Raw genomic sequence first — 18,206 nt, forward strand, 5'->3', positions numbered from 1 at the left:
GTGCGGGACGGGGCGCATAGAGTCGGGGACGTACCAGCACCGACGTACCCCGAGGAGCATCCGTGACCGAGCCGGTCCCCACCGCAGAGCAGCAGGAGATCGCCGCAGAACTCCAGGTGGCCGACGTCTTCGACGCGGCGGCCGAGATCGAGCGCCGGGTCGCGTTCCTCGCCGACCGGCTGACGTCGACCGGGCTGCGCTCCCTGGTCCTCGGCATCAGCGGCGGTGTGGACTCCACGACGACGGGCCGGCTGTGCCAGCTCGCCGTGGAGCGGGCCCGGGAGGCCGGCCACGACGCCGTCTTCTACGCGATGCGCCTGCCGTACGGCGTGCAGGCGGACGAGCGGGACGCGCAGCTCGCGCTCTCCTTCATCCGGGCCGACCAGGTCCTGACCGTGGACGTGAAGCCGGCCTCGGACGCGGCCCTGGACGCGGCGGTCGCGGGCGGCCTGACCTTCCGGAACGCGCACCACCAGGACTTCGTGCACGGCAACATCAAGGCCCGGCAGCGGATGATCGCGCAGTACGCGGTGGCCGGCGCCCACGACGGTCTGGTGGTGGGCACGGACCACGCGGCCGAGGCGGTGTCGGGCTTCTTCACGAAGTTCGGCGACGGCGCGGCCGACGTGGTGCCGCTGACGGGCCTGACCAAGCGCCGGGTGCGCGCCGTGGCGGACGCCCTGGGCGCGCCCGCCGAGCTGGTGTGGAAGACCCCGACCGCGGACCTGGAGACCCTGGACCCGGGCAAGCCCGACGAGGACGCGCTGGGCGTGACGTACGACGACATCGACGACTTCCTGGAGGGCAAGCCGGTCTCCGAGGCGGCGTACGCGTCGATCGTGCGCCGGTACCGGCTCACGGAGCACAAGCGGCAGCTGCCGATCGCGCCCTGATCCGTCCGCTCCGGCCGGCGGGCCTCAGCGTCGCGCGTGCAGGGCGCGGGCGACGCGGGGGCCCAGCCGGCGCTTGAGCCGGCGCAGGCCGTCGAGCCGCTCGACGGCCCGGTCGATCCGGTAGTACAGCTGTGGCGGCACGTACGGCAGCAGCGGGGAGTGCCGCTGGCCGAGCAGCGCGAACATCTGCGCGGGCGGCAGGTGGATGTACCGCGGAAGGTTCTCGTACCACTGGGCGCTGTGGCGCGCGGCGCTCTGCACGGACAGCAGCGCGTCGCGCCGTTCCCGCTCGTAGCGGGCGAGCGCGGCGGGCAGCTCGGGGGTGGTGCGCAGCGCCTCGGCGAGGGCGACGGCGTCCTCCAGGGCGAGGGTGGTGCCGGCGCCGATGGAGTAGTGCGTGGTGTGTGCGGCGTCGCCGAGCAGCACGAGGTCGCCGCGGTGCCAGGTGTCGTTGGTCAGGGTACGGAAGTTCAGCCACTGCACGGCGTCGTCGGCCTGGGCCCGGCCGATCAGCGGGTGCCCGTCGAGAACGTCGGCGAACAGCTTCTCCAGGGACCGCAGTCCGTCGGCCTCGTTCATCGCGTCCAGGCCGAGGCCGGTCCACGTCTCGGGGGCGCATTCGACGACGCAGGTGCTGTGGTCGTCGCTGAACCCGTAGGCGTAGCACCAGATCCAGCCGTGCTCGGTCTCGACGAAGGAGAAGGTGAAGGAGTCGAAGACGCGGGTGGTGCCGAGCCAGGTGTAGACGTTGCGGCCGACGGCGATCCGCGCCCCGAAGTGGTCGGCGTGCCGTTCGCGCAGCCGGCTGTTGATGCCGTCGGCGGCGACGACGAGGTCGGCGTCGGGCACGTCGTCCGGGCCGAGTTCGTGCTCGAAGGCGACGCGGACGCCGAGGGACCGCGCGCGCTCGGTGAGGATGTCCAGGAGCCGGTGCCGGCCGATGCCGAAGCCCTCGTCGCCGTGGTGCGTGGTGGTGACGCCGCCGACGTGGGCGGTCCCGTCGCTCCAGCGCACGGAACTCTCGGCGATCGCCCGGGCCGACTCCGGGTCGTGCGCGGTGAGCCGGTCGAGCAGCCCGGCCCAGTAGGTCACCCCCCAGCCGTAGGTGGATCCGGCGGGGTTCCGCTCGTACACGGTGATGTCGTGGGACGGGTCCTGCAGCTTCATCAGGATGGAGAAGTACAGGCCGGCGGGACCGCCGCCGACGCAGGCGACCTTCAAGGATGCTCCCGGCGATGACACGTGGTGAGTAATCGACAGCGCAGGGTAGCAGTCCGGCCGGGCGTCGACGGCGTTGCGGCACGGGGTGCGCCGGGTCCGTTCGCGTGTCCGTTCGCCGGCCGGTTCACGGGTCCGTTCGCCGGCCGGTCGGCGGGTCGCTGCGCCGGTCAGTTCGCGAGGAAACGCTCGACGACGGTCGCGAGTTCGGCCGGGGTCTCCTCCGGCGCGTGGTGGCCGGCCTCGTCGAACACCTCGAGGCGGGCGTTGGGATACCACTGCAGCCAGGTGGCCTCCATGGTGGCGGCGCCCAGCGCCGGGTCGTGGGCGCCGGCGACCAGGAGGACGGGGGTGGGGTTGCCCTTGATCTGCTCATGGAAGTCCGTGCCGGACCAGGAGTCCAGGTAGGCGCGGAACGCGGTCTGGGAGGAGCGGGCGAGCGAGCGCTCCACCATGGCGTCGAGCCACGCGTCGTCGTGCCGGCCGCCGGTGGTGTGGTCGATGATGACGCGGCGGTTCCCCGGCTCCTCGGCGGCCTTGCTGAACAGCTCCCAGCTCTGCTCGTCGAAGGGGAAGCCGGCGGCGGGCACGGGGGCGACGCCGATCAGGGAGCGGATCCGCCCGGGGGCCCGGAGGAGCATCCACTGGGCCGCCTTGCCGCCCATGGAGTGGCCGAGGACGGAGAACTCGTCCCAGCCGAGGTGGTCGGCGACGGCGAGGGCGTCCTCGGCGACCTCCTCCATGGTGTACGCGCCCTCGGCGTCGATCGCGTCGCCGTAGCCGCGGCAGTCCAGGAAGGCGTAGGTGTGGGCCTCGGGGTCGGCGTGCGCGCGGAACGCGTCGAAGCTGGAGCGGTCGGCGAACCAGTTGTGGAGCACGATCACCCGGGCCGGGCCGGTGCCGTGTACGTCGTGCGGAAGGATCTGACCTGCCATCAAGGCTCCCTGGGGTTGCGGTGGTCGGCGCGGAGTGCCCGGCGGCCCGAGTCTCGCGGGCTCCCCGGGTCGGGTCAACCGCGCCGGGGAGCGCGTCGCGGGGTGCGCCGGTGCGCGGTGCGCTGGTGCGCGGTGCGCGCCTCAGCCGGTGTGCAGGACGCGGGCCAGGAACGCGCGGGTGCGTTCGTGCGCCGGGTCGCCGAGGACCTGCGCGGGCGGTCCCTCCTCCACGACGCGGCCGTCGTCCATGAAGACGACCCGGTCGGCGACGTCGCGGGCGAAGCCCATCTCGTGGGTGACGACCATCATGGTCATGCCCTCGGCGGCGAGGGCGCGCATGACGGCGAGCACGTCGCCGACGAGTTCGGGGTCGAGGGCGCTGGTGGGTTCGTCGAAGAGCATCAGCGCGGGGCCCATCGACAGGGCGCGGGCGATGGCGACGCGCTGCTGCTGGCCGCCGGAGAGCTGGGCCGGGTAGCTGTCGGCGCGGTCGGCGAGACCGACGCGGGCCAGGTTGTCGCGGGCGACGGCGGCCGCCCGCTCCTTGCCCCGGCCGAGGACGCGCCGCTGGGCGATGGTCAGGTTCTCCAGCACGTTCAGGTGCGGGAACAGGTTGAACTGCTGGAAGACCATGCCGATCCGGCGGCGGACGGCGTCGAGGTCGACGTTCGGGTCGGTCAGGTCGACCCCGTCGACGGTGACGCTGCCGTCGGTGGGCTCCTCCAGGAGGTTCACGCAGCGCAGCAGCGTCGACTTGCCGGAGCCGGAGGGTCCGATGACGCAGACGACCTCGCCGGCGGCCACGGTGAAGTCGATGCCGCGCAGCACCTCGTGGTCGCCGAAGGACTTGCGCAGGTTTCTGATCTCGATGGCCGCGGTCATGGCCGCCGCTCACCTCGCCTTCGCATGCTTGGCCTCCAGCCGGCGCACCACCTGGCCGAGCGGCACCGTCACCAGCAGGTAGCACAGGCCGGCCACGAAGATCGGGGTGGTGTTGGCGGTGGTGCTCGCCAGGTCCCGGCCGAACTTGGTGAGTTCGCGCTGCTGGAGGGTGACGCCGAGGAACAGCACCAGCGAGGAGTCCTTGAAGAGCAGGACCAGTTCGTTGGTGAGCGGGGGCACGATGATCCGGAAGGCCTGCGGGATGACGATCGAGCGCATCGCGGTGAACTGCGACATGCCGAGCGAGCGGGCCGCCTCCAGCTGGCCGCGGGGCACGGCCTGGATCCCGGCCCGGATGGTCTCGGCCATGTACGCGGCGGATACCAGGCCGAGGGCGCAGGCGACCTGGCCGTACGTGCCGCCGGGGAACGTCAGCCCGGGGAAGGCGAGCGGGACGCCGACCCCGACGAAGATGAAGATCAGCAGGGCGGGCAGGCCGCGGAACAGCTCGATGTACACCATGGCGAGCCAGCGGTACGGACCGACCGACGACAGCCGCATGAGGGCGACGACGAGGCCGAGCACCAGGCCGACGGCGAAGCCGCTGAGCGTGTAGACCACGGTGTTGAGCAGGGCGACCGTGATCAGGTCGGGGAACAGCCGGCGGGCGACGTCCGGTTCCAGGAACTGCTCCTGGAGCCGCTGCCAGTCGGCCAGCGCGACGACGGCCGCGAGGACCGCGGCGAAGACGGCGTACTGGACGGCACGGACGAGGCGCCGCCGGCGACGGGGCGACATGGTCACGACGCGTCGGCGCCGTTCGGCATGGGTCCGATCCACTGCTCGTACAGCTTCTTGTAGGTGCCGTCGGCCTTGGCGTCGGTGATGGCCTTGTCGATCAGCTTGAGCAGTTCGGGGTTGCCGCCCTTCTTCACGGCGAAGCCGTACTGCTCGCCGGTGTCGAGGTTGCCGACGATCTCGAACTTGGCTGCCGTGGCCGGGTCCTTGAGCCAGTTCTGGACGACCGGGTAGTCCTGCACGATCACGTCGACCTGGCCGGTGCGCAGTCCGTTGAGCTCGGCGTCGGAGCTCTCGAAGGACTGCGGGTCGGCGCCGTGCTCGCGGGCGAAGTCCTCGCCGGTGGTGGACGACTGGGAGCCGAGCTTGAGCTTCTGCGCGACGATGTCCTCGACGGTGGCGGCCTTGACGCCCTTGCGGGCCAGGAGCGCCTGGGTGGCGTCGAAGTAGGGGACGGAGAAGTCGAGGTTCTTCTTGCGTTCGTCGGTGATCGTCATGCCCGCGGCGGCGACGTCGCAGACGCCCGCGTTGAGGTCCGCGCCGGTCTTGATGGTCTCGAAGGACTTGTCGACGACGACCTGCTTCACGCCGAGGTCCTCGGCGACGAGGTCGATCATGGAGACGTCGAAGCCGACGACCTTGCCGTCCTTCTCGGACTGGAAGGGCGCGTACGGGAGATGGGTGCAGGTGGTCAGCTGACCGGCCTTGACGAGCTCGGCTCCCTTGACGGTGGCGCCCTCGTCGCCGCTGCCGCAGCCGGTGAGCGGCGCGGCGAGCACGAAAGGCAGGGACATGACAGCGATACGGCGGTAGGACAGGCGGAACGAGCTCATGCATTCCCCTTGCGCTGAAAGCCGGAACGGTGCGGATCGGCGACGGTCCGCGTGCGCGAATGACGCACAGAATGTCGGAGTCGATCAGGAAACGCCAGGGGGCGTCCGCGATCTCTCCGGACGCACCGTCGGCCCCGCCCCGCGTCCCCTACCGCTCGCGGAGGTACGCCAGACCCGGGTGGACCGCGGTGTAGCCGTCGAGCAGACGGCGGGCGACGGCCAGGGAGTCGACCAGCGGGTGCAGCGCGAACGCCTTCACGGCCGCGGCGCGCGAGCCGCTCGCGGCCGCGGCGATGACCTCCCGCTCCACCGCCTTCACGGCGGTGACGAGACCGGCGGCGTGGTACGGCAGCGGCTCGGCGGCCAGCGGTCGGGCGCCGTTCGCGTCGACGACGCACGGCACCTCCACCACGGCGTCGGCGTCCAGGCCCGCGAGGGTGGTCCGGTTGCGGACGTTGAGGATGAGCGTGGTCCGCTCGTCCCGGGCGACGGCCCGCATCAAGGCCAGCGCGACCTGCTCGTAGCCGCCCGACTCCAGGTCGTCCTCGGCGCGTTCGCCGGCGCCCGCGACGTCCCGGTTCTCCGCCATGTACGTGGCCTCCCGCTCGGCGCGGGTCCGGTCCCAGGTCCGCAGGGCCGGCGCCCCGGGGTCGGCCATCTCCGCGTAGAACCGGGCCTGTTGGTCGCGCAGGAAGGCGCCGCGCGTCTGCTCGGCCTCCTGGTAGGCGCGGACGGCCTCCCGGTTGAAGTAGTAGTAGTGCAGGTATTCGTTGGGGACCGCGCCGAGCGAGCGCAGCCAGTCCGCCCCGAACAGCCGCCCCTCCTCGAAGGATTCGAGCAGCTTCGGGTCGGCGAGCAGCCGGGGCAGCTCGTCGCGGCCGTCGACGTACAGGCCGCGCACCCAGCCCAGGTGGTTGAGGCCCGCGTAGTCGACGCGGGCCCGGTCCGGGTCCGCGCCGAGCACCCGCGCGAGCCGCCGGCCGAGGCCCACGGGCGAGTCGCAGATGCCGATGACGCGGTCGCCGAGGTGCCGGGCCATGGCCTCGGTGACCAGGCCGGCCGGGTTGGTGAAGTTGATGACCCAGGCGTCGGGCGCGAGCCGGGCGACCCGGCGCGCGATGTCGACGGCGACCGGCAGGGTGCGCAGCCCGTACGCGATGCCCCCGGCGCCGACCGTCTCCTGCCCGAGCACGCCCTCCGCGAGCGCGACGCGCTCGTCGGCGGCGCGCCCCTCCAGGCCGCCCACGCGGATGGCGGAGAACACGAAGTCGGTGCCGCGCAGGGCGTCGTCGAGGTCGGTGGTGACCCTGACCTCGGGAGCGTCGGGCACGTCGGCGGCCTGCTCGGCCAGGACCCGGGCCACGGCCGCGAGCCGGGCCGGGTCGACGTCGTGCAGGGTGACGTGGGTGACCCGGCCCTCGCGCCGGTCGCGCAGCAGCGCCCCGTACACGAGGGGGACGCGGAAGCCGCCTCCGCCGAGGATGGTCAGGGTCACCCGGTGTCGTCGTTCGGCAAGCACACCGTGCACCCTACTGCCGGTCCGCGCGCCGCACGGAGCGGCGGACACGCCGACGCGGGCGGGCGGCGGCGGACGGCGCGCCGGGGCCCCCGCGGCCTACGCTGGGAGCATGCGGATCACCCCTGCCGAACGCCGGCGACTGCTCGGGCACCGTCATCTGCTGGCCCCCGGGGAACGGGCCGGGCTCGTCGAGGACGTCGCCGAGACGCTGGTCGGGCTGCACGCGACCGACGCCGCCAGCGTGGTCCTGTCGGCGCGGGCGCGGGTGCGGGAGCCCTCGCCGGCGGACGTGGACCGGGCGCTGTACGAGGACCGGACGCTGCTGCGGATGCACTGCATGCGGCGCACCCTGTTCGTCGTGCCCACCGACCTCGTGCCCGTCTTCCACCATTCGACCTCCGAGGCCATCGCGCGGCGGGAGCGCGCGGCGCTGCTCAAGCACCTGGCGGCGACCGGCCCGGCCCGCGACGGGCGCTGGCTGGACACCGCCGAGAAGGCCGCCCTGGAGGCGCTGACCCGGCTGGGCGAGGCCGGGGCCGTCGAGCTGACGGCCGAGGTCCCGGCGCTCCAGGAGACGATCGTGCTCTCGCCGGGCAAGCCGTACCAGGCGACGCAGCGGGTCGGCGGGTGGGTGCTGCGGCTGCTGGCGATGGAGGGGCGGATCCGGCGCGGCCGGCCGCTGGGCGGCTGGACGTCGAACCAGTTCCGCTACTCGGTGGCCCCGGAGATGCCGCCGATGGACCCGGCCGAGGCGCGGGCGGAGCTGGTGCGCCGCTGGCTCGCCTGTTACGGGCCGGGCACGGCCGACGACCTCGCGTGGTGGACGGGCTGGCCGAACGGTCAGGTGCGCGAGGCGCTGGGCCGGATCCCGACCGCCGAGGTGGAGCTGGACGAGGGCACGGGTCTGGTCCTCGCCGACCACCGGCTCGACGAGGCGCTGTCGCGGGACGACGCGCCGTGGGCGGCGTTCCTCCCGGGTCTGGACCCGGCGACGATGGGCTGGAAGCATCGCGACTGGTACGTCGACCCCGAGCACCGGCCCCTGCTGTACGACACGGCGGGCAACGGCGGTCCGACGGTGTGGTGGAACGGCGAGATCGTCGGCGCCTGGGCGCAGCGCGCGGACGGCGAGATCGCCTGGCGGCTGCTGGCCGACCGGGGCGCGGAGGCCCGGGCGGCGGTGGAGGCCGAGGCGGCGGCGCTGCAGGAGTGGCTGGCGCACTACCGGATGGCTGCCCGCTTCCCGGCCCCGCTCACCAAGGAACTGACGGCCTGACAGACGTCGGCGGCTCCTGATAACGCGTCACCCCGGCTCCACCGCATGACATTTGTCATCGGATACCCGGGTGTCGGATCGTCCGGGAGGCGGACGTACGGGCCGGGTCGGCGCGGTGAGGATGGACGCACAGTCCACTCCCCACGAGAACAGGACCCGTTCCATGCGCCTGACCTCTCCGCGCCTCGCGGCCGTCGCCGCGGTCACCCTGGCATCCCTGGCCCTCGGGCCGCTGCCCGCGCAGGCCGCCGGGCCCGAGGCCCCGGCCCGTACCGCCGCCGCCGTGGCGGTGGCCCAGTCCGCCCCGCTGGACCGGGCCATGCTGCGGGCCGCACTGGACGCCTTCCACGAGGCGGGCATGTACGGCGCGCACACGGCGGTCCGTGACGGTCACGCGCGCTGGCGCGGGGCGACCGGCTACGCGGACATCGACACGAAGCAGCCGATGCGCGCGGACATGCGGCACCGGATCGGCAGCATCACGAAGACCTTCACGGCCGTCGCGCTGCTCCAGCAGTCCGCCCGCGGCCGGATCGACCTCGACGCGCCGATCGGCCGCTACCTGCCGGAGCTCGTGCCCGGCGAGCGCGGGCGCACGGTGACCGTGCGGATGCTGCTGAACCACACCAGCGGCATCGGCGACTACGTGCTGCCCGCCTTCCCGGGCATCCTGGAGGACCCCGGCAAGGCCCTGGACGCGGGCCGGTTCCGGCACGTCGAGCCCGAGGAGCTGGTCCGCCTCGGCCTGGCCGCCCCGGCCGCCCAGCCGCTCGGCAAGCACGCCTACTCCAACACCAACTACGTCCTTGCCGGACTGCTCCTGGAGAAGGTGACCGGCCAGGACGCCGAGGCGTACATCACCCGCAACGTCATACGCCGGGCCGGGCTGCAGCACACGTACTTCCCCGCCTCGCCGCGGCTGTCCGGTCCGCACCCGAAGATGTACGAGTCGTTCTTCGGCGCCATCGAACCGGCCCGCGACTACAGCGTCTACGACATGTCGTGGGCCGGCACGGCCGGGGCGATGGTGTCCACGCCGTCCGACCTGGTGTCGTTCTACCGGCAGCTCCTCGGCGGCCGGCTGCTCGCTCCGGCCGAGCTGAAGGAGATGAAGACCACCGTGCCCGCGTACGAGACGGAGCCCGGGGAGGAGCCGGCCATGCGGTACGGGCTCGGCCTGTACGCGCTCAAGATGCCCAGCGGCGGCTGGTACTGGGGCCACGACGGCGGCGTGTTCGGCGCGGGCACGTGGGCGCTGTCGACGGAGGACGGCCGGCGGCAGGTCGCCATCGCCTACAACCTGATGAAGTACCAGCGCTTCGAGGAGGACGGGAAGCCGAAGCCGGACCCGGTCACGGACGCGCTCGTGGCGTACATGGACAAGGCACTGGGCGCCCCGGCCGGGACCCCGAAGGCCGCCGGGGTCGTGCGCCCCTCGCCGGCGCACGCGCCGGTCGCCCCCGAGCAGCTGCGGGCGGCGGCGCGGCGCTAGCCGCGGGTACCGCCCGGCGGGCCCGCACGTCCCGGGCGCTTCAGGCGCCCGTATGGACGTGCGCGGCCCATCGGGTGGGGGTGGCGGGGTAGCGGTCGCGCAGGTCCCGGAGCGTCTCGGTGAGGGCCTGGGCTCCGGGCAGACCGGCGGCGCGCCGCGCGTGGAACGCCTCGGCGACCGCGGCGGCGGCCGCGTCGGTGACCGGCCACAGGGTGCCGACGACCTGGCGGTAGCCGCAGAGCTGGAAGGCCGCGGTGATGTGCACGGACTCGTCGGCGAGCCGGGGGGCCGTGACGCCGGTGCTGCACGCGGACAGGTACGCCAGCTCGGTGTCGCGCATCCGCAGCCCGGCGAGCGTCTCGACGGTGAGCGGGTGGTCGCGGTGGTCGGCGAGGAGCAGCCGGCTCGCGGACGGATCGAGCTCGGTCAGGCCGTGGCAGACGAAGTGGACCGCGCCGTGCCGGGGCAGGGCGTCGAGCACGGCGGACGCGGTGGCGGCCGGGCCGCTGAGCACGGTGACGGGGCCGGCGGGCCGCAGCAGCTCGGCCACCCGTGCGGCCTCCGTCTCGGCATGGCCGAGGGGCCGCGCGCCCGGGGCCTCCGGCACGGCGACGACCAGCGTCCCGGCGGCCGGGGACGCGCCCGGCCAGTACCGGGCCCGCGTCAGGGCGCCCAGGGTGGAGGTGGTGGAGGAGACCGTCCGGTCGAGGAGCGTGGCGCGACGCCGGCCGGGGGGCGGGGGTTCGCGGTGGCGGCCGGCCGCGTGCAGCGGCAGCGCGGCGAGGAAGCCGACCGGGCACCACCACATGCGGGGCGCGGGCCGGTCGGCCGCACCGTCGACGCCGAGCCGGTCGAGTACGGGGGCGGCGACGGCGTCCCAGAGCCAGGCGAGGGTGTCGTGGAGCTCGCTCTGCGCACGCTCCTGGGCGGCGAAGACGGCGAACGGGTCGTCTCCCGAGTCCTCGCTCGCCCGCAGCGCGTCCCGCAGCCGGAGCGTGCGGGCGGCCGCGTCCTGTGCGACCAGGTCCGGGAGCGGGACGACGGCGACCGGCGCCCCGGGGTCGAGGATCAGGGCGTCGGAGCGCCAGGCGGCGCTGTAGACGAGCACGACCGGGCCTTCGTCCGCCGCCTCCCGCAGCTCGTCGATCGTCGGCCCGGTCAGGAAGTCGGCGTGGCCGGGCAACGCGCGCAGGCGGGTGAGCAGGTGCGTCCAGCGGACGCCGTGCCGCAGCCGCTCTTCGGCCGTGGCGGCGAACGTGGTCAGTGCGGCGGTGCTCAGCTCCTCGAATTCCGCGGCGAGTTCGGGATGATCGCGCCGCAGGGCGGCCGGCGCGGAGTCGGGCAGGCGCAGCGCGTCCGCCGCCAGGACCCCCCGGGTGCGTTCGAGGAGTTCCACGGCCCGTTCGGGGCGGCCGTCCGCGACGGCGGCGGCCGCCGCGGACGGTGCCAGTCCGGCGGTGCGGACCAGGGTGTACTGCCGATCCGGGCGGGTGAGTTCGTGCGGCGCGACCAGCGGCAGCAGAGCGACGGCCGTCTCGTAGTCGGCGAGCGCGGCCGCGGCGTCTCCGCGGTCCATCGCCAGGTTCCCGGCGCCGGCTGCGGCGTGGAGGCGCGCCGCGGGCCGGGCCGCACCGATGGCGGCCGCCTTCCGGTAGGCCTCCTCGGCCTCCTCCGCCGCACGTGCGGTGCGCTCCGCGTCGTCGTCGGCCCGTGCGTCCCGGGCGTCGTCCTGGCGGACCTCCGCGAGCGTCAGCAGGAACTCGATGCGGTCCGGGTGCTGTTCGGGCACGGCGGCCGCCGCCTCGCGGGCCAGCGCGGCAGCCTGACCGAGGGCGTCCGGCTCCGGCGTCTCCAGCACCGCCGCGGCCCGGTGACGGGCCTGCAGACATCCGGCGAGGGCCATCCGCGCCATGGGTCCGTTGGGCGCGTCGAGCGGGATCTCCGCGACGGCCTCGCGCAGCAGGAGGAGGGCGAGTTCGAGCAGGGCCGGCTGGGGCTCGGGCCCGCGGCACAGCTCCATGACCGCCTGGCCGGCCTGGCAGGCGAACGAGGGCCTGAGCGGATGGTCGTCGGGGCAGGTCTCCTTCGCGCGAAGGCAGCACGCGACGCCTTCCGACATCCGCTCGGTGTAGGCGTCCTCGTCGAAGAGCCGGTCGGCGCCCCGCAGCAGCACCTGGCCGAGGTGGGCCAGCGCCGCGGCCCGCCGCACGCCCGACGGGGGCGAGGCGGCCACGGCGCGCCGGGCGTATGCCTCCGCGTCACGGAGCGCGTCGAGGTCGCGGCGGTGCTGATACAGCAGGAAGAGCCCTTCGCTCAACTTCGCGAGCGCGGTGAGCCGCCCGGCGGCGCCGAGGTCGGGGTCCGGGCTGCCGGGGCCGTCGTCGAGCTCCCGCAGCAGCTCGATCCCCTCGCTGAGCGCCGCCAGGTCGCCGGTGTCCTCGTGGCGCTCCAACAGGCGCTCGGCGAGCACCCGCCGCGCCTGCCGCAGCCGCGGCCCGGGCGCCTCGGTCCGTACCTGCCACCGCGCCTCCTCCACGGGGTCGACCGGGACCTGCCCGCGCCGCGCCAGCTGCTCGGCCTCCCGCAGCAGGTCGACGGCGTCGGCGTACGAGGGGTGACCCGGCGGTGCGAGGCGGACCGTGTCCTCGGCGACGGTCAGGATCTCGCGCAGGAGCGCCGGGTCGGGGCCGGCCGGCTCCCGTTCGGCGAGACCGATCAGGCAGCGGGTCAGGAGCAGCCGGCGGTTGAGCCGCTTCGGGTCGTTGGCGGCGGACCCCGCCACCGAGACCCGCAGCGCGTCGGCGGACCGGCGCAGCAGTTCCGGGTCCCGTGTCTCCAGGTAGAGGTCCTGGAGGTCCTTGCCGTAGTTGAAGAAGATCGCCGCCCGCTGCGGTTCGCGGTCGGGCACGCTGCGCACGGCCTGGGCTCCGAAGTCGACGGCGGAGCGCAGGACGTCGGGGTCGGCGGAGCGCCGGTAGAGCGCCGCGTACAGGTTCTGGACGTGGCAGAGGCGGACGGCGCGCAGGGGATCGTGCGGCGGCGTGAGGTTCAGCGCGACGACGCTGACCTTCAGGCTCTCCTCCAGGGCCGCCTCGTCGCCGGTGCGGGTGTACGCGTCCATCAGCAGCGAGCCGTGGTTGAACAGCACCAGGGGCCGTTGCGGATCGTGCTGTGCGCAGAGCAGGGCGGCCTCCTCGCTGCACCCGCGCGCCGCCTCCAGGAAGCGGAGGTCGTCGGTGCGGGCGAGCTCCATCTGGAGGGCGACGCCCAGCGCGGTGCGGGCCCGGACGCTGCGGGAGCGCTGCTCCTCGGGCAGGATCGTGAACATCCCGGGGGTGGCGGCGACCAGGTCGCGCAGCAGGGCGACGGCCACGCCGAGCGTCGCCGGGTCGCGGATGACGCGGTACCGCTCGACGGCGATGGCCGCGTGGTCGTACAGCGCCTCCAGCCGCAGGTCGGGGTCGCGGACGAGACGGGCGAGGTTCCGCGGCAGCCGGGGCAGGCGGCGGACCTCGGCCCGGACGTCGTCGGGCACGAGCCGGGGCGTGAGGGCGTCCAGCCAGGCGCACAGCCCCAGCGCCCGCTTCCGCAGGGCGCGTGCGCCGCCGAGCGGCGGGACGGCCTCGCGGTGGAGCCGCCAGCACGCGACGGCGACGGTGAGCGCCATGTCGGCCTCGGGCGGCGGATGGTCCTTCAACGCCTGGTCGGTGAGCTCCAGGAGCCGGGCCGTCGTGGGGTCGAGCAGCGGACCGGGGTCTCCGGTGTCCTCGAAGTGACTGACGCGGGAGCGCAGTTCGGCGTACAGACTCAACTCGATGGCCATGCGTCGCTCCCGTCCCCTCGTCGGCCGCGATCTGCCATTCTCTGGCATGACGACCTTGGACGGGAGGGCGCATGCACGACGTTGCGGACCGGCTGGACCGGCTGTGCCGCCTGCTCGGCGGCGGTGAACTCGCCCGCCGGGCCCAGGAGTACGGGGTGGCGGAGCAGCTGGAGCGGGTGCTCGGTGCGGTGCGCGGTGGGACCGATCCGGAGCGGATGCGGGCCGATCTCGACGCGCTGGACGAGGGGTTCGCCCGGCACGGCGTCGACGGGCTCACCACCCGGACCCGGGCCTACCAGCGGCTGTCGGGGACCGTCGGGCATCCGGTGCTGCGGGGCTGGGTGTGCCCGGCGGCACGGCGCTGCTCCCGCTTCACCGAGCACGAGCAGGGCGCCGCCGGGCCGGTGTGCGAGGCGCTGGGGACCGCGCTGGTCGGGGTGGAGATCCCGCTGTGAACGCCTTTCTCGGGGAGCTCGGCAGGCGGCTCGCCGAGCGCTGGGTGACGCTGCTCCTGCTGCCGGGCGCACTGTTCGTGGCCGTGGTGACGGTCGCGTCCGTGCTGGGGCACGGGCGGGCGCTGGACCTGCGCGGGCTGAGTGCCTGGATCGACGGGCTGGCCGCCTCCCGGGGCGCGGGGCAGCCGGGGATCGTGGTGCTGGTGGCGGCCGGCGGCCTCGCGGCCGCGGCGGGCACGGGGCTCGCCGCGGCGGCGCTGGGCGAGGGCGTGGCGCTGCTGTGGGCGGCGGAGGGGCGGCGCGGCCCGGGGCGCCGGCTCGCCGCGCGGCGACGGGAACGGTGGCGGCGGGCGTACGCGGAGGTGGTCGCGGCGCGCCGGGCGGTGGCGCTGAGCGCCGTGCCGCCGCACGGGGCCGACCCGGAGGCCCGGGCGGCGCTGCGGGCGGCGCTGGAGCGGTGCCGGCGGATCTGTCCGGTGCCGGCCGACCGGCCGACCTGGATCGGGGACCGGCTGCGGGCGGCGGACCTGCGGGTGCACCACGCGTACCGGGTCGACCTGGCGGCGCTGTGGCCGCGGCTGTGGCTGGCGCTGCCGGACCCGGCGCGGGCCGAGCTGACGGAGGCGTACGCCGCGTACCGGGCGAGTGCCCGGCTGACCGGCTGGGGGCTGCTGTACCTGCTGGTGGCCTTCTGGTGGTGGCCCGCGGTGGTGATCGCCGTCGTCACGTCCGGCACCGCCTGGGTGCGGGCGCGGGGTGCGGCGGAGTCGCTGGCGGACCTCGTGGAGGGCGCGGTCGACCTGTACGGGCGCGACGTCGCCGCCGCGCTGGGGGTGCTGCCGGCCGACGAGGGCCTGGACCGCGTCTCGGGCGACGCGGTGAGCGCGCTGCTGCGCAAGGACGAGGCATTGCACCCCGGCGCCGAGGGGCGGGCCGGGGTGCCCGGTCCGGCGGGTCAGCCGGACTTGGCGTAGTGCGCGGCCCCGGCCCAGTCGATGGCGACGCAGGGCTCGTCGCCGACGACCCAGGCGTCGTGTCCGGGCTGGATGTCGATGAAGTCCCCGGGTCCCATCTCGCCGCTCGCGCCGTCGTCCATGACGACCTTCATCCGGCCGCTGACGACGTAGCCGACGTGGTGGGTCATGCAGCTATCCGTGCCGACGATCGGCTTGACGTGCTTGGACCACTGCCAGCCCGGCTCGAACACGGCCCGGCCGACCGGTCCGGTCTCCGAGACGATGAGGTCCATCCTGCCCTTGTCCTCCTGGAACGGGCGGGTCTCGTCGGCGGAGTCGAAACTCCGGGTCACGATTCCGGTCATGGTCATCCGCCTCCCGGCGGTGGACGTACGGACCCCCGAGTCCATTTCCAGGCTACGCCCGGGAGTTGCCGCGCGGCGGTCCGGACGCCCCGGGTCCCGCGGGCGGGAATACGGCCGCGCCGAAGGATCTTGGGATGAGGGCGGAGACCTTCACGCGAGAGGGCGTCCGGCGGACACGCGCGGTGACGCCCGACGGACAGGGAGGGACCACGCATGGCCGTCCAGCTGAACCACACGATCGTGCACGCCACCGACAAACGAGCCTCGGCCGAGTTCCTGGCGCACATCCTCGGCCTGGAGGTGGGCGCCCCGTTCGGCCCGTTCCTGCCGGTGGCGACGGACAACGAGGTGACGCTCGACTACTACGAGAACCCCGGCCGGCCGGTGACGGGCCAGCACTACGCGTTCCTCGTCTCCGAGGAGGAGTTCGACGCGATGATGGAGCGGATCAGGGCGGCGGACGTGCCGTACTACGCCGATCCCTCGCACACGCAGCCCGGCCGGATCAATCACCACTTCGGCGGCCGGGGCGCGTACTTCGACGATCCGGACGGGCACAACATGGAGATCATGACCCGGCCCTACGGGTCCTCCTCCTCGTGAGGGGGTGGCCGGCGGTGCACGGTTTGGCCGGTGAGCGCAGAATCGCCGCCGCAACTCTGTATGAATCCCCCAGGGCCCAGATCTACACATAAAGGGTAGATAAGGGCACAATGAAACGGCGGCACCATGCCGCACCACGGCCACACGGTCCGACGTCCGAAGGAGGCGAGTCGTATGGCCGACGTCTCTCACCGTCCAGGAGATATCGCAGGACACCCCGACGCACCGGAAATGCGCCAGCGTTACGCCCGTATGCTCGAGACCCGAGGTGTCGCAGCGGTCGAGGAACTCGTGATCCTCGCCGGACTCTGGGCCGCGGTCTCCGCATGGACGGTCCACTTCTCCGCCGCCAAGCCCGAACTGGCCATCAGCAACCTGGTCGTCGGACTGACCATCGCGGCGCTGGGCCTGTGCATGTCGATGGCCCCGGAAAGGTCGCAGGACCTCAACTTCGTCGTCCTCGCACTCGGTGTATGGCTGATCATCGCCCCCTGGGTGGTCTCCCGGGACGCCGGTACCGGCGCGATCCTCTCCAACGTCATCACCGGAGCCTGCGTCTGTCTGTTCGCCCTCACGGCGGGCGGCCTGCTGATGAGCAAGCGCAGAGCAGGCTGACGACCGGAGGTTCCCTCATCCCGACGGCGTCGCCCTCCCCGGTGGAGCGGCGGCGCCGTCCGCCGTTCCGGGCGCGGCGCCGTTCCCCTGCTGCCGTGCCCTGCGTGTTCTCCGCGCCCACCGCCAGTGACGGTTCGTAGCGTTCGAACCGCGCGGATTGTGCACGGTGGCGGAGGACCGCCGACCCGGCCGCCCCCTAGCGTCACCGCATCAGCACAGCACGTGCGTGCTGCACGAACGAGGGGCGGTACCGGTGAACTGGCTCATCCACGACTACCGCGAGAGCGATCTCGCCGCGGTCGTCCACCTGATCGACACCACGGCCGAGCTCGGGCAGGAGTCGGTCTTCTCCCTCGCCGAGTGCATCGGCGCCCTCACCTCCCGGCAGCCCGCCGTCGTCGCCGTCCACCAGGGCGCGCCGATCGGCGCGGCGCTCGCCTGTGTCGCGGGCGAGCGGGCCTGGGTCATGCGGATCGCGATCCAGCCGGGCTGGCGCGGCCGCGGACTGGCCAGCGCGCTGCTCGTGGAGCTGGAGCGGCGGCTGCTCGCCGCCCGCGTCGGCCGGATCGCGTACGTGCTGCCGGAGGAGGAGCTGCACGGCGAGGGCCTGCTCAACGCCGGGTACACGCGCCAGCCGGCCGTCGCGTACTTCGAGAAGGCCGAGCCGCTGCACGGACCGGCCGCCGGCCTGCTCGACGACCTCGGGGGCCGGTTCCTGCCGACCGACCTGTGGGCCAAGGTGGCCGGCATGGAGGCGGAGAAGGACCTGATCGAGCGGCGGGTCGTGCTGCCGCTCGCCGAGCCGGAGCGGGCGGCCCGGCACGGGGTGCGGCCGCCGCGGGCGGTGGGCCTGTTCGGGCCGCCCGGCACGGGCAAGACCACCTTCGCCCGGGCGATCGCCTCCCGGCTCGGCTGGCCGTTCGTGGAGATCCTGCCCTCGCGCCTCGCCGACGAGGGCAACCTCGCGGCGGCGCTGCGCAGCGCCTTCGCCCGGATCGCCGAGCTGGAGCGGGTGCTGGTCTTCATCGACGAGGTCGAGGAGATCGCCCCGGTGCGCTCGGAGCCGGCCCAGCCCGGCGGGATGCACGGCGTGACGAACGAACTGCTCAAGCTGATCCCCGGCTTCCGCGAGCGCGACGAGCGGCTGCTCGTCTGCGCGACCAACTCGATCCGCTCGCTGGACCCGGCGTTCCTGCGGCCCGGCCGGTTCGACTACCTGATCCCGATCGGTACGCCCGACAAGGCGGCCCGGGCGGCGATCTGGGCCCGGTACACCGACGGCCGGCCGGAGGTGGACGTGGACGAACTGGTCGCCGCGAGCGAGCTCTTCACCCCGGCGGACATCGAGCACGCGGCCCGGATCGCCGCGCAGAACTCCTTCGAACGCGACCTGGCCGCGGCCGACGACCGCGCGCCGGGCGCGACGACGGCCGACTATCTGGCGGCGATCGGGCAGTGCCGGCCGACGGTGACGCCGGAGATGATCGGCGAATTCGAGTCGGACATCACCACGCACGCGCGGTTCTGACCCGGCGGGTGCCGG

Annotated in this window: 16 protein-coding genes; 8 read left to right on the forward strand and 8 right to left on the reverse strand. The window is 74.0% G+C overall.

What is annotated here, in order from left to right:
* Window positions 1-62: 62 nt before the first annotated feature.
* Complete coding sequence (gene nadE / locus ACNJ93_RS00980; protein WP_418955362.1) at window positions 63-893, forward strand: ammonia-dependent NAD(+) synthetase; 831 nt, start codon at window positions 63-65, stop codon at window positions 891-893.
* A gap of 24 nt (window positions 894-917) precedes the next feature.
* Here nadE and ACNJ93_RS00985 read toward each other — a convergent pair whose 3' ends face one another.
* The 6 genes from ACNJ93_RS00985 to ACNJ93_RS01010 form a co-directional block, all read right to left on the reverse strand.
* Window positions 918-2,114 (reverse strand): FAD-dependent monooxygenase, encoded by a 1,197-nt coding sequence (locus ACNJ93_RS00985; protein ID WP_418955363.1) that lies wholly within the window; start codon window positions 2,112-2,114, stop codon window positions 918-920.
* A 167-nt stretch (window positions 2,115-2,281) separates the two neighbouring features.
* On the reverse strand, window positions 2,282-3,046 hold the full coding sequence (locus ACNJ93_RS00990) for an alpha/beta fold hydrolase (RefSeq protein WP_418955364.1): 765 nt from the start codon (window positions 3,044-3,046) through the stop codon (window positions 2,282-2,284).
* A gap of 141 nt (window positions 3,047-3,187) precedes the next feature.
* Window positions 3,188-3,928 (reverse strand): amino acid ABC transporter ATP-binding protein, encoded by a 741-nt coding sequence (locus tag ACNJ93_RS00995; protein ID WP_418955365.1) that lies wholly within the window; start codon window positions 3,926-3,928, stop codon window positions 3,188-3,190.
* Window positions 3,929-3,937: 9 nt separating this feature from the next.
* The gene (locus tag ACNJ93_RS01000) at window positions 3,938-4,726 is read right to left on the reverse strand and encodes an amino acid ABC transporter permease (protein WP_418955366.1); all 789 of its coding nucleotides are present in this window, start codon (window positions 4,724-4,726) and stop codon (window positions 3,938-3,940) included.
* A gap of 2 nt (window positions 4,727-4,728) precedes the next feature.
* A complete protein-coding gene (locus ACNJ93_RS01005) occupies window positions 4,729-5,520 on the reverse strand; it encodes an ABC transporter substrate-binding protein (RefSeq protein WP_418961277.1) in 792 nt (263 codons plus the stop codon).
* A gap of 187 nt (window positions 5,521-5,707) precedes the next feature.
* Window positions 5,708-7,054, reverse strand: a complete 1,347-nt coding sequence (locus ACNJ93_RS01010) for a 6-phospho-beta-glucosidase (protein WP_418955367.1) — start codon at window positions 7,052-7,054, stop codon at window positions 5,708-5,710.
* A 133-nt stretch (window positions 7,055-7,187) separates the two neighbouring features.
* Here ACNJ93_RS01010 and ACNJ93_RS01015 point away from each other — a divergent pair, with 133 nt between their 5' ends.
* Window positions 7,188-8,354: a winged helix DNA-binding domain-containing protein gene (locus ACNJ93_RS01015; protein WP_418955368.1), complete on the forward strand. Its 1,167-nt coding sequence runs from the start codon at window positions 7,188-7,190 to the stop codon at window positions 8,352-8,354.
* A gap of 163 nt (window positions 8,355-8,517) precedes the next feature.
* Window positions 8,518-9,846, forward strand: coding sequence for a serine hydrolase domain-containing protein (locus ACNJ93_RS01020; protein WP_418955369.1), 1,329 nt, complete (start codon window positions 8,518-8,520; stop codon window positions 9,844-9,846).
* 40 nt (window positions 9,847-9,886) lie between these two features.
* Here the strand turns inward: ACNJ93_RS01020 and ACNJ93_RS01025 are convergent, their stop codons facing one another.
* On the reverse strand, window positions 9,887-13,669 hold the full coding sequence (locus ACNJ93_RS01025) for a CHAT domain-containing protein (protein ID WP_418955370.1): 3,783 nt from the start codon (window positions 13,667-13,669) through the stop codon (window positions 9,887-9,889).
* Between the two features lie 71 nt (window positions 13,670-13,740).
* On the opposite strand from ACNJ93_RS01025, the gene ACNJ93_RS01030 reads away from it, so the two are divergent.
* Together ACNJ93_RS01030 and ACNJ93_RS01035 are read left to right on the forward strand one after the other, a co-directional pair.
* Complete coding sequence (locus ACNJ93_RS01030; protein WP_418955371.1) at window positions 13,741-14,124, forward strand: hypothetical protein; 384 nt, start codon at window positions 13,741-13,743, stop codon at window positions 14,122-14,124.
* The gene (locus tag ACNJ93_RS01035) at window positions 14,121-15,098 is read left to right on the forward strand and encodes a hypothetical protein (RefSeq protein ID WP_418955372.1); all 978 of its coding nucleotides are present in this window, start codon (window positions 14,121-14,123) and stop codon (window positions 15,096-15,098) included. The genes ACNJ93_RS01030 and ACNJ93_RS01035 overlap by 4 nt, the downstream gene beginning before the upstream one ends.
* On the opposite strand, the gene ACNJ93_RS01040 is transcribed toward ACNJ93_RS01035, so the two are convergent.
* Window positions 15,080-15,445: a cupin domain-containing protein gene (locus ACNJ93_RS01040; protein WP_418955373.1), complete on the reverse strand. Its 366-nt coding sequence runs from the start codon at window positions 15,443-15,445 to the stop codon at window positions 15,080-15,082. The two genes, ACNJ93_RS01035 and ACNJ93_RS01040, sit on opposite strands and share 19 nt — an antisense overlap.
* Window positions 15,446-15,658: 213 nt before the next feature.
* Here ACNJ93_RS01040 and ACNJ93_RS01045 point away from each other — a divergent pair, with 213 nt between their 5' ends.
* The 3 genes from ACNJ93_RS01045 (at window position 15,659) to ACNJ93_RS01055 (ending at window position 18,191) form a co-directional block, all read left to right on the forward strand.
* A complete protein-coding gene (locus tag ACNJ93_RS01045; RefSeq protein ID WP_418955374.1) occupies window positions 15,659-16,048 on the forward strand; it encodes a VOC family protein in 390 nt (129 codons plus the stop codon).
* Between the two features lie 252 nt (window positions 16,049-16,300).
* Window positions 16,301-16,663, forward strand: a complete 363-nt coding sequence (locus tag ACNJ93_RS01050) for an SPW repeat protein (RefSeq protein ID WP_418955375.1) — start codon at window positions 16,301-16,303, stop codon at window positions 16,661-16,663.
* A gap of 253 nt (window positions 16,664-16,916) precedes the next feature.
* On the forward strand, window positions 16,917-18,191 hold the full coding sequence (locus ACNJ93_RS01055; RefSeq protein WP_418955376.1) for an ATP-binding protein: 1,275 nt from the start codon (window positions 16,917-16,919) through the stop codon (window positions 18,189-18,191).
* Window positions 18,192-18,206: the final 15 nt, after the last annotated feature.

It is taken from the genome of Streptomyces tritici (assembly GCF_048500665.1).
Lineage (GTDB): Bacteria > Actinomycetota > Actinomycetes > Streptomycetales > Streptomycetaceae > Streptomyces > Streptomyces tritici.